At 56.3% G+C, this 14,611-nt stretch carries 13 protein-coding genes and 2 pseudogenes; 14 read left to right on the top strand and 1 reads right to left on the bottom strand.

Features of this window, described 5'->3' with window-relative positions; genetic code table 11:
* The first annotated feature begins 140 nt into the window (after nucleotides 1–140).
* From JAO29_RS21430 to JAO29_RS21385, 10 genes are all read left to right on the top strand, one after another.
* Nucleotides 141–1,127 (top strand): YfdX family protein, encoded by a 987-nt coding sequence (locus tag JAO29_RS21430; protein WP_334270319.1) that lies wholly within the window; start codon nucleotides 141–143, stop codon nucleotides 1,125–1,127.
* Nucleotides 1,128–1,688: 561 nt separating this feature from the next.
* Complete coding sequence (locus tag JAO29_RS21425) at nucleotides 1,689–2,351, top strand: BON domain-containing protein (protein WP_334270318.1); 663 nt, start codon at nucleotides 1,689–1,691, stop codon at nucleotides 2,349–2,351.
* Between the two features lie 33 nt (nucleotides 2,352–2,384).
* Nucleotides 2,385–3,023, top strand: a complete 639-nt coding sequence (locus JAO29_RS21420; RefSeq protein ID WP_334270317.1) for a hypothetical protein — start codon at nucleotides 2,385–2,387, stop codon at nucleotides 3,021–3,023.
* 43 nt (nucleotides 3,024–3,066) lie between these two features.
* A complete protein-coding gene (locus JAO29_RS21415) occupies nucleotides 3,067–3,600 on the top strand; it encodes a DUF4136 domain-containing protein (RefSeq protein WP_334270316.1) in 534 nt (177 codons plus the stop codon).
* Between the two features lie 117 nt (nucleotides 3,601–3,717).
* Entirely contained in the window at nucleotides 3,718–4,254 is a 537-nt protein-coding gene (locus tag JAO29_RS21410) for an HdeD family acid-resistance protein (RefSeq protein WP_334270315.1), read from the top strand.
* Nucleotides 4,255–4,441: 187 nt separating this feature from the next.
* The gene (locus tag JAO29_RS21405; protein ID WP_334270314.1) at nucleotides 4,442–4,843 is read left to right on the top strand and encodes a hypothetical protein; all 402 of its coding nucleotides are present in this window, start codon (nucleotides 4,442–4,444) and stop codon (nucleotides 4,841–4,843) included.
* A gap of 1 nt (nucleotide 4,844) precedes the next feature.
* Nucleotides 4,845–5,339: a phosphate-starvation-inducible PsiE family protein gene (locus JAO29_RS21400; RefSeq protein WP_334270313.1), complete on the top strand. Its 495-nt coding sequence runs from the start codon at nucleotides 4,845–4,847 to the stop codon at nucleotides 5,337–5,339.
* A gap of 92 nt (nucleotides 5,340–5,431) precedes the next feature.
* Entirely contained in the window at nucleotides 5,432–6,193 is a 762-nt protein-coding gene (locus JAO29_RS21395) for a DUF3300 domain-containing protein (RefSeq protein ID WP_334270312.1), read from the top strand.
* Nucleotides 6,194–6,542: 349 nt separating this feature from the next.
* The gene (locus JAO29_RS21390) at nucleotides 6,543–7,424 is read left to right on the top strand and encodes an NAD(P)-dependent oxidoreductase (RefSeq protein WP_334270311.1); all 882 of its coding nucleotides are present in this window, start codon (nucleotides 6,543–6,545) and stop codon (nucleotides 7,422–7,424) included.
* Complete coding sequence (locus tag JAO29_RS21385) at nucleotides 7,421–8,380, top strand: quinone oxidoreductase family protein (RefSeq protein WP_334270310.1); 960 nt, start codon at nucleotides 7,421–7,423, stop codon at nucleotides 8,378–8,380. The genes JAO29_RS21390 and JAO29_RS21385 overlap by 4 nt, the downstream gene beginning before the upstream one ends.
* Before the next feature lie 43 nt (nucleotides 8,381–8,423).
* Here JAO29_RS21385 and JAO29_RS21380 read toward each other — a convergent pair whose 3' ends face one another.
* The gene (locus tag JAO29_RS21380; RefSeq protein ID WP_334270309.1) at nucleotides 8,424–9,806 is read right to left on the bottom strand and encodes an NAD(P)/FAD-dependent oxidoreductase; all 1,383 of its coding nucleotides are present in this window, start codon (nucleotides 9,804–9,806) and stop codon (nucleotides 8,424–8,426) included.
* Between the two features lie 356 nt (nucleotides 9,807–10,162).
* Here JAO29_RS21380 and JAO29_RS21375 point away from each other — a divergent pair.
* The 4 genes and pseudogenes from JAO29_RS21375 to JAO29_RS21365 all read left to right on the top strand — a co-directional run.
* Nucleotides 10,163–10,285: pseudogene (locus JAO29_RS21375) on the top strand (EAL domain-containing protein); the annotation flags it as partial.
* Nucleotides 10,286–10,327: 42 nt separating this feature from the next.
* Nucleotides 10,328–10,508: pseudogene (locus JAO29_RS23680) on the top strand (DUF6908 domain-containing protein); the annotation flags it as partial.
* Between the two features lie 333 nt (nucleotides 10,509–10,841).
* Nucleotides 10,842–11,690, top strand: a complete 849-nt coding sequence (locus tag JAO29_RS21370; protein WP_334270308.1) for a TolB family protein — start codon at nucleotides 10,842–10,844, stop codon at nucleotides 11,688–11,690.
* Between the two features lie 166 nt (nucleotides 11,691–11,856).
* Entirely contained in the window at nucleotides 11,857–12,789 is a 933-nt protein-coding gene (locus JAO29_RS21365) for a hypothetical protein (protein WP_334270307.1), read from the top strand.
* Nucleotides 12,790–14,611: the final 1,822 nt, after the last annotated feature.

Here is a 14,611-nt window from a genome sequence, read left to right as displayed (position 1 = left end):
TTTCCTGGATGTATAGCAAAAATCATCGGAGGAGCTTCGCCCCTGCTTTTCGGCCCCACGTACGAAGGGGCGAACGTGGGCACCCGTGCAGTTTCTGTTTGGTCCTGAAAACCGCGAGTTCATTATGAAGGAGCATCACCATGAACAACGAGACGGGTTCCAACCTATCACCTACTAAGGTGGAGTTCATTGTTTTCATCGTGTTATGCCTGCTGGTCTCAGGCGGCTGCAGTTCCAATAAGCCGAATGGTGTAAATACTGCAACCGAAACTCCGAAGACCTCGTCGCCTCCGGCTCCCGACTTCCAGAAGCAGCATGAGCAAGCCGAAGGGCAGCTCCGCCCTCAAGTCGAGGCGGAACGGCAAAAAAATCAGAAGGAGGCGGAGCAGACACTCGACCAGGACGCGATTGTCGCGGTCGAGCAGACCGACGACGCAATCAAATCGATTGCGAAAAACAACAAGGCCGACGCCATGGCCTCTATCGAGCGTGCCACGGGGAAGATCAACATTCTGCTAGCGAGGAACCCGGCCACGGCGCTTATTCCGGTCCATGCAGAGGTCGTGGTCATCGACGCAGCACCGGCCGATGTCAAAGCGATCGATCAAATCGTTCAACGGGCCACGGATGCCGTGAAACAAAGAAATTTGCCAGCTGCTCGCATATTACTCGCCTCGGTTGTCAGCGAGCTACGCATTCGTACCACATCTCTTCCTTTGGGCACGTACCCCGCAGCTTTGCAACAGGCAGCTCGTCTTTTGGATCAAGGTAAGAACCAGGATGCAGGAGATGTGCTGCTCACCGCAGTCAACACCCTGGTGACGGTGGATCATGTGATACCACTGCCGTTACTTCTTGCCCAGGCTGCAATCGACGCGGCCAACTCCCACCGCCAGGATAAGGAAATGGCGCTGACGCTGTTGCAAACAGCAAAGACTGAGGCCGATCGGTCACGGCATCTTGGATACCTGGGCGATGAGTCGGAATACAAAGCTCTGGATCAGGAAATCGCTAGCGTGGAAACAGCGGTGAAGGGCAAGAGTGACACGAGCTCGGTGTTCGCCCAGCTCCGGGACAGAATTACCGGCGTCCTTAAGCGAGCAAAGGAAGAAGAACATCGCGGATGATCTCGTGTGTGCTTATCCGCTGGTAAGACAGTTGTCACTGGCGCGTAAATGATCAAGTTCAAGGCTAAAGCCAGTGTTAGATTCAGGTCTGCAGGATTGGTCGATTCTCGTCAGCAGTACCTACAGAGACAACTATCTGGCCGGAAAGAGCGGCGGCTCAACTCTGTTGGTAGGCGTTTACGTCACGCCCTAGTGACCCCCTTGATTACAGGGCCAAGCCCGGTCAGTGTCACAACGTCGTATTTCCCATAAATATCTAAGTATCTACGCTCGCTAAGAGAGCGTAGACCTTTCAAGCCTGTGTGGTGCCTAACACAACATTGCAGTGCTTCCCGCGGAAGCCATATGGAGCTCCGTTGATCTCGATCTAATCCTATTGGCGTACATCGACGTGTTGCTAAAGGCGATAGCCGCTCTAGCCATCAAACGGGATGCTTCCCTCCTTCCTCTGACGAATTGTTTCGAGCAGCGCGGCGCTCTAATCTGCTTCGGAAACGTAAAGCCGCATGTCTCTTTGGAGCGTGCGAATCAAAGGTGCAAATCACCAGGAGAACAGTTCACATGACAACAAACACGCTTGCTCGTACGGATCAAGAGGTTCAAACAGATGTACTCGCCGAACTACGCTGGGAGCTCAGCGCCCAAGCAAAAGATATTGGCGTAGCAGTCAAAGACGGTGTCGTCACTCTTACAGGAACAGTGGACAGCTACTTGAATAAGTGGAAAGCGGAGCAGGCTTCCCATCGGGTGAGCGGCGTTTATGCAGTAGCCAACGACATAACCGTACGCACCATCGGGGAGCGCACGGATAGCGACATTGCGGCCGCCGCAGTGCACGCGCTTAAGTGGAATTCGATTATCCCGTCCGAGAAGATTCATGTAACCGTCGACAAAGGCTGGGTAACACTCAAGGGCGAAGTGGAATGGCAATACCAAAGGCAGGAAGCCGAACGCGCTGTACGGGGACTCTGGGGCGTAAAGGGCGTAAGCAACCTGACCACCGTGAAGCCGCTCGCCTCCCCCGACGACCTGAAGAAGAAGATCGAGGATGCCCTGGTTCGGAGCGCTCAGGTCGACGCAAAACAGATCACGGTTGAAGTGCTGGGAAGCAAAGCAGTTCTCAAGGGCAAGGTGCGTTCCTGGGCCGAGCGGCAAGAAGCGGAAAGAACAGCGTGGCTGGCTCCGGGGATCACCGCTGTCGATAACCAGATCACCCTCTTTTAGCGCTTCTCGACGGTGGAGTTCTTCGCGCCGAAGATGCACAACAACAACCATGATAGCGACGATCGACATGCAGCCGGCCGGTCGTTGCGGCAGCGCTTCACGAAGAAAGGGTCCTGTATGCGAATCGCTTCCATGGAAAAGAGTCATTTAGTCGTAGGGGTTCTCGTCACGCTCCTCTCGTTTTCGCTGGCGACACGTGCTTTTGCGTTGCGGCCCGAAAGCAACCAGCTAACTCAACTTCTGGGAGAGGCGCGAGCCGAGGCCGCTGAACTGGCGAAAGACGCCGACGAAACAGAAGCGCTCATTCGGAGCGATGTGAGCTGGCAAACGCATGCGGAGATGCTCGACGTGGTCAAAGAGCATGTGAACAAGATGGGTCGCATTGTCGACAAACTGACTGCAACACGCGTTTCCGGTTCTGAATTGCAGGAACAGGCGGTCGACCGCATACTGCCTCTGCTCAAAGAACTGGCCGCCAACACGACCGCCGCAATCAATTACCTGAACCAGAACAAGACTCGCCCGATCGGCGAACCATATACCCAATATTTGAAGGACAACGCCGATACTGCTCACCAACTCGCGTCTGCAGTTTCGTCGCTTTTTGAATACGAGAAGACGATGAACAAGATGGGGGAATTAAAGAACAAGCTCGAGATCAGAGAACAATAAGCGGATTTCCGTTCGACACAACTCAGATCATGGAGGTTTCACCGTGAATGCTCTTCGACGAATCTCAGTGACAGCGGCGTTAGTCGCCGCCTTGTTCTCGATTCCAGCGTTGGCCCAGAAAGTGGTGACCGACTATGACCACTCAGTCAACTTCTCGCGATATCACACTTATTCGTGGGGGCATGTTCAAGCCACCGATCCTCTATTCGAGAGCCGTATTCGCGAGGCAGTGGACCATGTCCTTCAGGCTAAGGGATGGCAATTAGTGCCGGCCGAGAGCGATGTCATGCTGACGGCTGTCGCTATCAAGGGAAACCAGACCGAATATACAACCTTCTACGACGGATTGGGTGGGGGCTGGAGATGGCACGGGTGGGGCACAGGCATGGCGACGACAACGGTGGACAAGATCCCTGTAGGAACGTTAGTCCTCGACATCTACGACTCCTCCACCAAGAACCTGGTCTGGCGTGGTGAGGCACACGATCAGCTTTCAGATAAGCCGGATAAGGATACAAAAAAACTCGAGAAAGCTGTGGATAAGATGTTTGCTAAGTTTCCGCCACAAGCCACGTAGTGAGCAAATCGCCACGGGCCAGCCATCGTGCTGCCGGGAACGTCGCCTGGAAGTGTTTGGCGCCTCACTCCCGTGTCGATGTAACCGCAAGTGTCATTTCCACGGAGGAGTCGTCATATGCTCGCCTCTTTTTCTCGCTCCACGTTCTGGTCCATGTTCGTGGGCGCCTTGCTCCTTCTTGCAGGACTGATGGCGATCGTATTGCCGCCCATTGCCGGCATTGCCGCCAGTATCTTTTTTGGTTGGCTGCTTCTGATCGGTGGTGTCGCTCATCTAGTCTATGCGTGGTCGGAGCGCGGAACCGGAGCCGTACTCTGGCAGATTCTGATCGGTGTCGTCTATGTGATTGCCGCTCTTTACATGCTGGTGTTGCCGGTAGCGGGACTAGTCACGCTCACATTGGTGCTCGCATTTTACGTCGCGGTTTCCGGCATCTTTGAACTTGCCGTTTTCGCTCGCTTGCGACGGTTGCGGGGAACGGTCTGGTTTTTGGTCGATGGCCTGGTTTCGTTACTGCTTGGGGGTCTCATCTTCTTTCATTGGCCGTGGAGCTCGCTGTGGTTTGTCGGCACGTTGGTGGGGATCAGCCTGCTGTTGAGCGGCATCGCAAGAATTACCGTGCCGCTGAGTCTGCGTCTGCGGCCGACGGTATGAGGCTGGAACGGAATGGAAGGAGTCTTACATGAAAATGAGAGGCCTGGCCTGGAAGCAGGGCCTAATAGCGGTTCTCATAGTGATGCCGACATTCACATGCACATTACCCCTCCGTGGATACATAACCAAAGCGGATAGCCCGCAGTTGACGCTGCTTCTCTCGGACGCCGAGGATGAAGCACTTGAATTGGCGAACGACGCCGCTGACACCCAAGAGCTGATCCGAAGCGACGAAAATTGGGTGAACCACGCGTTGATGCTTGCCAAGGTGAAAGGCCATGTGGATAACCTTGCCCTCATCATCCAGAAGTTAAGTGATATGGAAAAGTCAGGCTCTGATTTGCAGAAACAGGCAGTCGACCAGATGCTGCCCCTGGTGAAGCAGTTATCAGCCAATACCACGGCGGCGATCAACTATTTGAATCAGAATAAGACCAGGCCGACCTCTCCCGCATATGTGCAATATCTGAAGAAGAATGCGGAGACGGCTCATCAGCTCTCTTCCATGATTTCTTCCCTTGTTGATTACGAGAAGAGCATGACGGAGATCGAAAGGTTAAGAAGCAGCCTTGGAACTCCCAGAAGCTAGCATGACGAATAACAACATGCTTACTCTGAAATCCGAAATCAAAGAACTGCGCGTCAAATGGCAAACCTTGTCGCTCTATGAGAGGTTCGAGCAGACGGTCGTCTCGGCGCTTACGTTGGTGATCGCCGTCATCATAGCGCTAGCCGCCTGGCAATTAGTCCTGCACACCCTCAGGATGGTCCGAAGCCATATGATAGATCCTGCTGATTCCCAGACGTTTCAGGGGCTCTTTGGCATGGTGCTCACGGTGCTGATCGCGCTTGAGTTCAAACACACGCTACTGGTGGTCAGGCATCATCGCCGCGCCATCGTCCAGGTACGAGCCGTAGTCTTGATCGCGCTGCTTGCGCTGGTTCGCAGATTTATCATTCTCGATCTCTATCAAACCACTCCGAGTGTAGTAGCAGCCCTGGCCGGTGCTTCTTTGGCACTTGGAGTTGTATTTTGGCTGGTCGGTAATTACGCACCCCCGGAGGGAGATGCGTTGCAGGAGTGATGATGAACAACGCTCTTGAAAGAGGTACTCTCGTCAGCATGCTTCTCCGCAGAAAATCGGGGTCCACACTCGTGCTACTTGTGGCATGTCTCATGCAGATGGTTGCGGGGCAGCCTGTATCATTTGCACAGCCGGGGCTGCTGACTCCGACTCAACTAGATCAACTGGTGGCGCGCATCGCGCTGTATCCCGACCCACTGCTGGCAAATATACTCACCGCTTCGACCTACTGGAGCGAGATTCCTCAAGCTGCGGCCTGGGCAGATCAGCATAGCTATTTGAAAGGGGACGCGCTGGCACAGGCCATACAAGCGGATCACTTACAGTGGGATCCCAGCATTCTGGCTTTGTTGCCCTTCCCTTCGGTACTGGATATGATGGCGCGGGATCCTGCGTGGACAGAGCAACTCGGTAATGCGGTTCTGACGCAGGAAACCGAAGTGATGGATGCAGTGCAGCGGATGCGCCAGCAGGCGATGAGCTACGGCTATCTGGCACCGAATAGCTACATCAATGTCGTCGCAACCGGAGGGTATATCCAGATTCTTCCCGTCAATCCAAATGTGGTTTACGTACCTTATTACGATCCTCTCGTGGTCTTCGCGTCACCGCGGCGTGGCTTGGCGATTGCGGGCGCGATCCACTTCGGTCCTGGGATCACCATTGGTTCGGCGTTCGCCGGATGGGGATGGTGGTTTGGCTCAGGATTTCTGTGGCCTTCACACACAATCCTCATCGATCACCGTCCCTGGGGCCGAACCTGGATCAATCGAACAGGATACATTCACCCTTATGTGCATCCATGGGTGAGACCGATAGGACCGCGGGTGGAGACACATCGATTGCGAAGGTAGGTAGACCGGGTACGGGATGCTGCTGCGGCTCAGAGCACGCACTGCTCATCCTCGCGGGAGGAGCGCTTCAACTTCTGTGCGCAGCTGAGAATGGACGAATCGACTCCCTTCCACTCGAAAGATGAGTCGGTCGTTGCCTCGGACCCTTTACGCCGGCCCACTAAGTGGTGACAACTCGACCTCATTTGTGGTTCTTGGCGTTTGGAATGCCCACATACAAGGGATCTGCGGTGGCTCTTCTAAATCTAAGGTCGTACCAGCGGGTCGTACCCCAGTAGGAGATATCTCTATCCGCTGTGAGCAATTGTGCTCGGCTGCTCCGGACGCTAGCATCGGCATCCATATAGACATGAGCGCAAAGGCTTCTATTTTGGGATTGGGGATTATGGGCGCGGCGATCGCCCGTAGCGCCGCTCATGGCGGCTTGAATACCACGGCGTGGGATCGATCGCCCGAACGCGCCTCCGGTTTTGCTTCGGACAAGGTCCAGATTGCACATGCCGCTCGGGATGCGGTTCAGGATGCGGACATCGTCGTCACCATGGTGTCGGACGCCGATGCGGTACTGAGCATCATGAAGGAACGAGAGGTACTGGCGGCCATGAAGCCGGGCGCGGTCTGGATACAGATGTCGACCATCGGGATCGAAGGCACGGAACGCGCCTGGCGCCTGGCCGGCACGCGACCCGAGATCAGGTTCCTGGATGCGCCGGTTTCGGGCAGCAAAGCTGCGGCAGAACAAGGGAAGCTCGTCATCCTTGCATCGGGCGACCAAGATCGCGCGGGCGCGACAGCACAGCCATTCTTCGATGCGATCGGGGCGCAGACTCATTGGCTCGGCGATGTGGGACAGGGAACGCGCATGAAACTCCTGTTCAACGCCTGGATAGCGATCCTCATGGAAGGGGTCGCGGAAGTGTCCATACTTGGGGATGCACTCGGCATCGACCTGGGCCGTTTCACGTCACTAGTCTTAGGCGGTCCACTGGTTCCGGCGTGGGCACTGGCTAAATTGCAGAAGATAAAAGAAGGGCGCACCGCGGAGACGGAATTTCCGCTTCGCTGGGCACACAAAGATGTTCAGCTTGCACTCGCAGCGGCAGCAGAAGAGCGTGCCATGCTTCCCATCCTCAACAGGATCGACGCTATCTGGGCAGAAGCCGAACCCGGCTTCGGAGCAGACGACCTTAGCGCTATCTACCTGGCACTCAGTAATGGAGTTAAGCAATGATCACCTTATCAACCCTTCCAAAGGTCATGAAAGCTGCGGTCGTGGATGCGGCGGGGCCTCCCGAAGCCATTCACATCAAAGAGGTGCCTGTACCTGCACTGGCGTCGAACCACGTACTGATCGCGCTTGCGTATGCGGGTGTGGGCATATGGGACGCTGAGGAGCGAGCAGGATCCTGGGGATCGGTCAAGCCGGGAACAATCCTGGGTGCGGATGGCAGCGGAACGATTGCTGCCGTTGGAAGCCATGTGACAACGTTCCACGTGGGCGATCGCGTTTACTCTTACAGCTACGGCAACCGTAGCGGCGGATTTTACGCGCAATATGTCAGCGTTCCGGTGGACAGGGTAGCTCCTGTTCCCGCACACCTGGAGATGAAGATCGCGGGGGGGATGCCGTGCATTGCATTGACAGCTCAATCCGGCTTGCAAACGCTGAAAGTGACTCACGGTCAAACCGTATTGGTGTTCGGTGCGAGCGGCGGCGTCGGTTCCTGCGCGGTCTGGCTGGGAGGCGAAAAGGGGGCAACGGTTGTCGGCACAGCGCGGCCCGACGCGCAAGAGTATGTTCGCTCGCTGGGGGCTGCGCACACCATCGATCCAAATTCGCCGGAACGCGAGAGCGTAATCAAGCGTGCGGCCAAAGACGGGTTTGACGCTGCGTTGGTTACGGCCAGCAGCGATGCGTTGCCTTCCTTCTTTTCGCATCTGAAGCCGAGAGCGCCGATCGCCTTTCCGAATGGCGTTGAACCCGAACCACATTTCAACGGCCATCCGGCATCAGCATTCGATGGTGCGATGTCGCATGAGGCTTTCGAAAAGCTGAATGCAGCGATCGGTGCACGGACCCTGCCCCTGAGGACCCAGGTTTTTCCATTTGAAGACGTCGCTGCAGCCCATCACAGGATCGAACAAGGACACGTTGTGGGCAAGATCGTCCTGCACGTCGACTTATAGACTTGCCCGCGCACGGGAACAGGCTGACATGGTTTTCCTCCCCTCAGTGGCTGGCTAAATAACGGTGAACAAATGTAACAGCCATTGCGCCTTCCCCAACGGCCGAGGCGCATCGCTTCACGGACCCATGGCGAACATCGCCGGCGGCGAACATTCCGGGAAAACTGGTTTCAAGATAGTAGGGTTCGCGATCGAGCGGCCATGTACCCGCAAAGTTCCTGTGCTGTCGTAAATCCGGACCAGTAACGAGATAAGATTGTTCGTCGCGCACCAAGCCCGCTTCTGCAGCCCAGTTGGTGTTGGGAACGCCGCCGAGGCATAGGAAGAGCCAGCACGTCTGGACCGTTTCCTGCCGGCCGGTCAAATTATTAACGAGAGTAATGGCTTCCAACTGGTTGTCGCCATGCAACTCGACGACTTCAGTATGCGGTCTTACCTCGATCTTAGGCGAAGTCGATATGCGATCAACCAAATACTGGGAAAGCGTTTCCTTCAGGCCATCTCCACGAATCAGGATGTAGACCCTCCGCGCATAGCGGGAGAAGTGTATGGCCGCCTGCCCGGCGGAGTTGCCGCCTCCGACCACATAGACGTCCTGGCTGGTGCAAAGCTCCGCCTCGCTGGTGCCGGCGCCGTAAAAGACACCTGCGCCGCGCAGACGTTCTTCGTTCCAGAGGTTGAGGCGGCGGTACTCCACACCGGAGGCACAGATCGCGGCGTGCATCACAAAGCTGGTGCCATCCGCTAGGTGGCCGATCGACTTTCCGGGCACGAGCTCGGCACGCACCCCCTCATGGAGCAGAAGAATCTCCGCTCCAAAGCGGTTGGCCTGGTCACGGGCACGTTTCGCGAGGTCAGAGCCGCTGATACCCTCCGGGAATCCCAGGTAATTCTCAATCCTGGAACTGGTACCCGCCTGCCCGCCTACGGCGTAGCGCTCGATGAGTAGGGTTTTGAGGCCCTCGGACGCGCCGTAGACTGCAGCACTGAGGCCGGCAGGGCCCCCGCCCAGGATGGCCAGATCGTATTCTGCGCTGGATGGCCTTTGGAACCAACCTAACTTCTCCGCAATCTGGCGAATGGTAGGATTCTCCAACCTAACGCCATCGGGAAAGAGGCAAACCGGCAGGCGGTAGTCGTGCAGATCGTTGACCTGGGCCAACTCCCGCGCCTGCTCATCAGTGGTCAGCTCGATCCATTCGAAAGGAACATTGCTGCGATATAGAAAATCACGCAAGGCGTAAGCGGGGGACGAGCCGTGAGTGCCAAAAAGCCTCAACCCAAACGAATGTTGTGTATTGGACGCGCTCATTTCAATTGCCTCACAAGATCTACAACAACGGGAGCCTGGCAGGACGAGGAACCAGGGGTAATGCCTTGTCGATGCGAGCAATTTCTGCTGCAAACAACTGGAAATCTCCTGCACCTGCATTCTCAGCGGCGTGCTCGGAGTGGAAGCCTTGGGAATGGCAAAGAGTCCGGGGGGAATGCATGAGGTACTGGAGCGCCACCTGGCGGGGGGGCATGCTACAGTTCCGCTATTTCGTGCAAGACTCGCCCGCCCGGCGAGTGTTGCGCCGGGAATGCTCCATCACCCAGTGGACTATATCCTACCACCGCCACTTTGTGTTTCTGGCACCAGGGAAGGCATTGCGCTGTACGCGATAATTGAGAAATGCGAGCTGCAAACGATGGCGAAACGGAATGGTCGCCGGTCCATGTTTTCCGTTTAGCCCGTCATTCGGAAGTGACTTTCAAATTTGAGCAGCGAACCACTGCTTGATGGACGAGCAGCGTAGGGAACTCGACCTTCGAACCGAGAGAATCGTCGGATTCGAAGCACTCGTCCGGTGGGAACACCCGACACTAGGAACGATCTCACCCCAGCAATTCATTCCGGTGATCGAACAGATGGGCTGTCCGACAACTTCACCGCGACCATGCTGTCCTTCCATGGAGTTGGTCATCGAGGCGATGGACGAGTCCGGCCCGATGGGACTCGCTGCAATCTCCGTGGCTCACTACGGCGACCTCATGCGCGACCCGGAGAGGTGCTTCGAGCTTGGCCTCGCCGGGGGCGCACACCTCAATTCCTTTCATTACCGCAAACGACTATCTAGGCGCAGAGGGGCGCGGGCCGCGCGAAACGCGGCCTTGCTGATTCAAAGTAACGGGTGTAGTGTTGCTTGCCTCTTCCCTTTCGGTTGGGGCCTCGCCTTAACGCTTTCGATCAGCGAGGTCTATCCCGGTCAGTTCGGATCGCTGCCTCTGAGATCGGATGTTCGGAATCCAGGCTCTCGGCCCCCAAATTCAAAGCCAAAGGTGCATCGTATGAAGCCTCTGTTGCCCGTGGTTCTCGTTGTGACGGCCGCTCTCTCCGTGTCTCCCTGCTCAAACCCCAGCCGCCGCTCCGGCTGCAACGCGCTTGCCGATCCCTGCCGCTCCTGGGAAGAGGTTCGATTTGGCCTGGGTTGGAAAAATCACTCAGGTCGCCGACCCGCAGATCAAGTCTGATGGCAAAGCCATCGCGGTTGTTGTGATCCGGCCAAATTATGAGGAAGATCTGAATGAGTCGGAGCTGGCGGTGGTTGACGCGGCCACGTGCAAGGCCCGGTCTCTTACTCATGGACGCAAGACAGCTTCGTTCCCACGTTGGTCGCCCAATGGAGACCGCCTCGCGTTTCTAGCCAATGATAGTGAGAAGCACAACCAGATCTTTGTTCTGGAGATGGCCGGCGGCGAAGCAAGGCAAGTGACCAGGAGTCCTACGTCCATCCAGCAATTCGCCTGGAAGCCGGATGGTGGCGCGTTTGCCTTTGTCGCTGCCGATGAAGCGGAGAAGAAGAAGGGCGCCGACAAGTTTGATGATGCCTTCGAAGTCGGCAACGGCAGCTATCTTGATCGAGAAGAGGCGCTCCCCTCCCATCTCTGGCTCATCCCTGCGGACGGCGGCGAAGCGAAGCGGCTCACCTCAGGGTCCTGGCCCCTACCCGTCGCGTTTCCACCCGGACCCCCAGCTTCTCCCATTGCCTTTACGGCCAATGGCGCGAAGCTGATCTATGTTCGCCTGGAGAATACGTACTCGGGTGATCGCGGCAACTCCTCGCCGCAGGCGCTCGATATGACGACAGGAAAATCGGAGCCGATTACGACGCACACGAAGCTCGCTTCATTCCCTGTGCTTTCGTCGGATGGCTCACACCTTGCCTACATTTATCAGCGAGACGGATTGGAGTCGATGTACCGAGACGTCTATGTAGTTAGTGACGGCCATCATCGCCGCCATCATGCTTCATCATTGGCGAGATAGAACAACTCCTTGCCATCGCCGCCACCTAGGCTTGGGCCCCAGCTACACATCGCCCATCACACCACTCATTGCAAGGCTTCCCGGAACTCTGCTAGCCTACCCGCGTTCCCGGGCTCATCCTCCAGCACGCGCAGGTCATCGTCGGTCCGTCTCAGGAGGCATCTACGTGAGCAAGTCAAAATCATCCAAGAACAACAGCTCCGCCACCGAAGCAGCCCGCATCGCACGCGCCGAGGCGCAGTTCGCGACCGTCGGCAATCGCCTCAAGACCCTCTCCGCGACCGAGCCTCTCCTCCACGCCTACGGAGAAGATCCGAAGGCCTACTCCGCCGAACTCACCAAGCAATACGCCGCGCTCGCCTCCCGACCCCGTCCCTCTGCCCCCGTCGTCAAGGACATCTCCCCGCGCGTCGCCCTTACGCTCGATCGCCTCGCCGACATCTTCGGCCCGTGGCAGACCGTCGCCGTGCCAACCGCCGACGTCGGCCTCGTCGAAAAGCCGAACAGTTCCAAGACCAGCGGCGACGCCGGAGGCGTGCTCTCCCCCGGTTACATCATTCCTTATGCCGCCATCTCCAACAGCGGCTCGCAGGAGCAGTGGTGGGTCAACACCTGGCAGTACGTCATCCCTCTTCCCATCACACCAACGGGTCCCGGCAGGCTCGCCTATCGCTTCTACGTCCAGGCCGGTCTCGAGTTCTATCGGCAGAACTTCCTCTCCGGCTCCGCACACGTCTACGCCACGGTCGCAATAACCAACGACCTCGCAGGCCATCCCATCGACTTCTCCCAGCCCGCCAGCTCCACCTTCGCCATCGCCGAAGACCTGCCCACCAGCGAGGTCCCACCGCTTCTCTCGGGATACACCGCCGTCAATGGCCACATCGATCTCGTCGCAGGTAAGACACCTGCCATCGGCATCCTCTGCGGTCTCATCCTCAGCGTCGCGCAAGGCGAGCTACGCGTCACCCCCGACTACTACAGCTATATCTTCCTCACCAACCCCGACGCCAGATCCAACGCCGACATCGGCAAGATCGAGTACCGCATCGACCCCATCTTCTGGGTCGAAGCCGTAGCCGCAAAGCTCACGGAATAACCCGCAAAAGTGTCTGGCTTTCGAGGTTTGGGTTCCTCATCTCCTACAGCTCTCCTTTGGAACTGAGTTCATAACCTTCTTTTGCACTGCGATGCTCGCATAGGAGATTCGTAGCCGCGTCTGGCAGTCGTCAGACCAACTCGCAATCCTGGTGGACCTCAGGACGTCGACAAATGACGTTCGGATTTCTATCAACGCGGTCACCGCTCAAAAATTCTCAACTCGTGACAACAGGGCAATGCAATCATTGACGGGCGATTGGTCCTCCTTGACGCTTTTCTCATCACAACTTCGCAACAGGGGAAACAGAGCGCCAGCCTGGAAACCCGGTCTAACGCGTTGAACTTAAGTGGTATGTAGGAAGCCTCTATTCACTCTAAAATTGGCAATCCTGAGCGAGACCCCAGGAGAGTTCACTTCCCGCCAATTCCCTTCTTGATCGAGCCATCAAGCTTTCTATTCAGAGCTCGGGAGACAACTCAGCCCTCGAGCGGTGCATGGGGCGGGCAAAATCGAAACGGATGACTTGGATCGAAGGTTTGGAATATACGATAGCCACGCTGAAGGGCCAGTAAGAAGCCACAGAACGACAATTCCAAGTAAGCTGATCTGAAGCACAAACTACTGTTGTTTGTGCGTCGATGGTGACTCGCCGTAGATTTCCCACCCCTCCGAAATCAACCTCGCGTACAAGTGGTCACAAGCATGGTTGGCTAAAGACTCTTCTCGGAAGCGAATCGAATCTTCTGAAACATAGGTAGGCTGCACAGATTGTCCGGGTGGCGACTCAAAGGGCGATGGTTCATAAATGACAGTCGTATCGCAGAGCCAATACTCCTCTCCGGTTAGTCCAACCCAAACGTATCTTTTGACCAGCTTGCCTTCCTCCGGCCGCGTCAGATGATAGCGGGCGAGATTCTCGGACCAAATCACGCGATTGGACGTATTCGATGAAGCCACACGGTTGGACGAGTCCACGTGATCCTCCGGGATGAGCATATCAGCACAAACTGCTGTTCTTTGTGCTCAGGAGTATACTTCCGCCGGAGAGGTGAACATGTCGCACATCATCACCGGAGTCGTCGTGTTCGGCATCATCGCATTCGTTGGCTTCTGGGCGCGCAGCAAGAAGATCTACTGGTAGATCCGAGGCAAGGGGGGAAGATGTTTCTCATACGAAGCAGAACGTTGGTTCGAGTCTTAAAGATCAGTCTCGTACTTATCGTTCCCGTCCTTTGTTTATGGGCGATCTCCACTCCCGCGTACTGCCAGAATTCATCGGAACGGATCACCTTCGACACTATTCAACCGACATCGGATTGGCCTATACACATAACACGCATCGAGATTGACGGGAAATCCCTCCCACCGCTTCCCATCGCTGACGCCCTTGCAGAGATATCTCCGCCTCACGAAGTCGGCATTCACATGCGCGTTGGCCACGTGGCAATATTCAACCGATTCAAGGCCTGATAGCCGGCTCCATAGCTAAGCTGATGATTGCCTTACGATGTCCGCACCCTTTAGGGGTGCAATTTGTATTCCAGTGATTCCGCATGGAACACGATGATGCAGCAAACCGAACAGTGGCAAAACCGGTACGATTGGCTGCGCGTGGGGTATGGAGTTTGTTGCTGCAATGCAAAGTTAGCGTTCGCCCCAGTGGTCGGAGCGTAGTGGTACTCGGCTATCCAACTGGATACGAGTACTCGGTGTTGGAGGATTCCGCGGGGGTCGCCCTGCATTTCGAATTTGTTCCATCGTTTGCCCCAGAATCAGCAACGCCCAAGAGAAATCGAAAATAGCTCGCCTGAATACCGCT

The organism is Edaphobacter sp. HDX4 (assembly GCF_036877565.1).
GTDB lineage: Bacteria > Acidobacteriota > Terriglobia > Terriglobales > Acidobacteriaceae > Edaphobacter.
This window is presented reverse-complemented; position numbering and strand designations above follow the sequence as displayed.

What these genes read in the sequence shown, in the direction of transcription:
- JAO29_RS21385 (WP_334270310.1), top strand. Translation starts at nt 7,421, where the DNA reads ATGATCACCTTATCAACCCTTCCAAAGGTCATGAAAGCTGCGGTCGTG.
- JAO29_RS21420 (WP_334270317.1), top strand. Translation starts at nt 2,385, where the DNA reads ATGCACAACAACAACCATGATAGCGACGATCGACATGCAGCCGGCCGG.
- JAO29_RS21430 (WP_334270319.1), top strand. Translation starts at nt 141, where the DNA reads ATGAACAACGAGACGGGTTCCAACCTATCACCTACTAAGGTGGAGTTC.
- JAO29_RS21425 (WP_334270318.1), top strand. Translation starts at nt 1,689, where the DNA reads ATGACAACAAACACGCTTGCTCGTACGGATCAAGAGGTTCAAACAGAT.
- JAO29_RS21390 (WP_334270311.1), top strand. Translation starts at nt 6,543, where the DNA reads ATGAGCGCAAAGGCTTCTATTTTGGGATTGGGGATTATGGGCGCGGCG.
- JAO29_RS21400 (WP_334270313.1), top strand. Translation starts at nt 4,845, where the DNA reads ATGACGAATAACAACATGCTTACTCTGAAATCCGAAATCAAAGAACTG.
- JAO29_RS21410 (WP_334270315.1), top strand. Translation starts at nt 3,718, where the DNA reads ATGCTCGCCTCTTTTTCTCGCTCCACGTTCTGGTCCATGTTCGTGGGC.
- JAO29_RS21395 (WP_334270312.1), top strand. Translation starts at nt 5,432, where the DNA reads ATGCAGATGGTTGCGGGGCAGCCTGTATCATTTGCACAGCCGGGGCTG.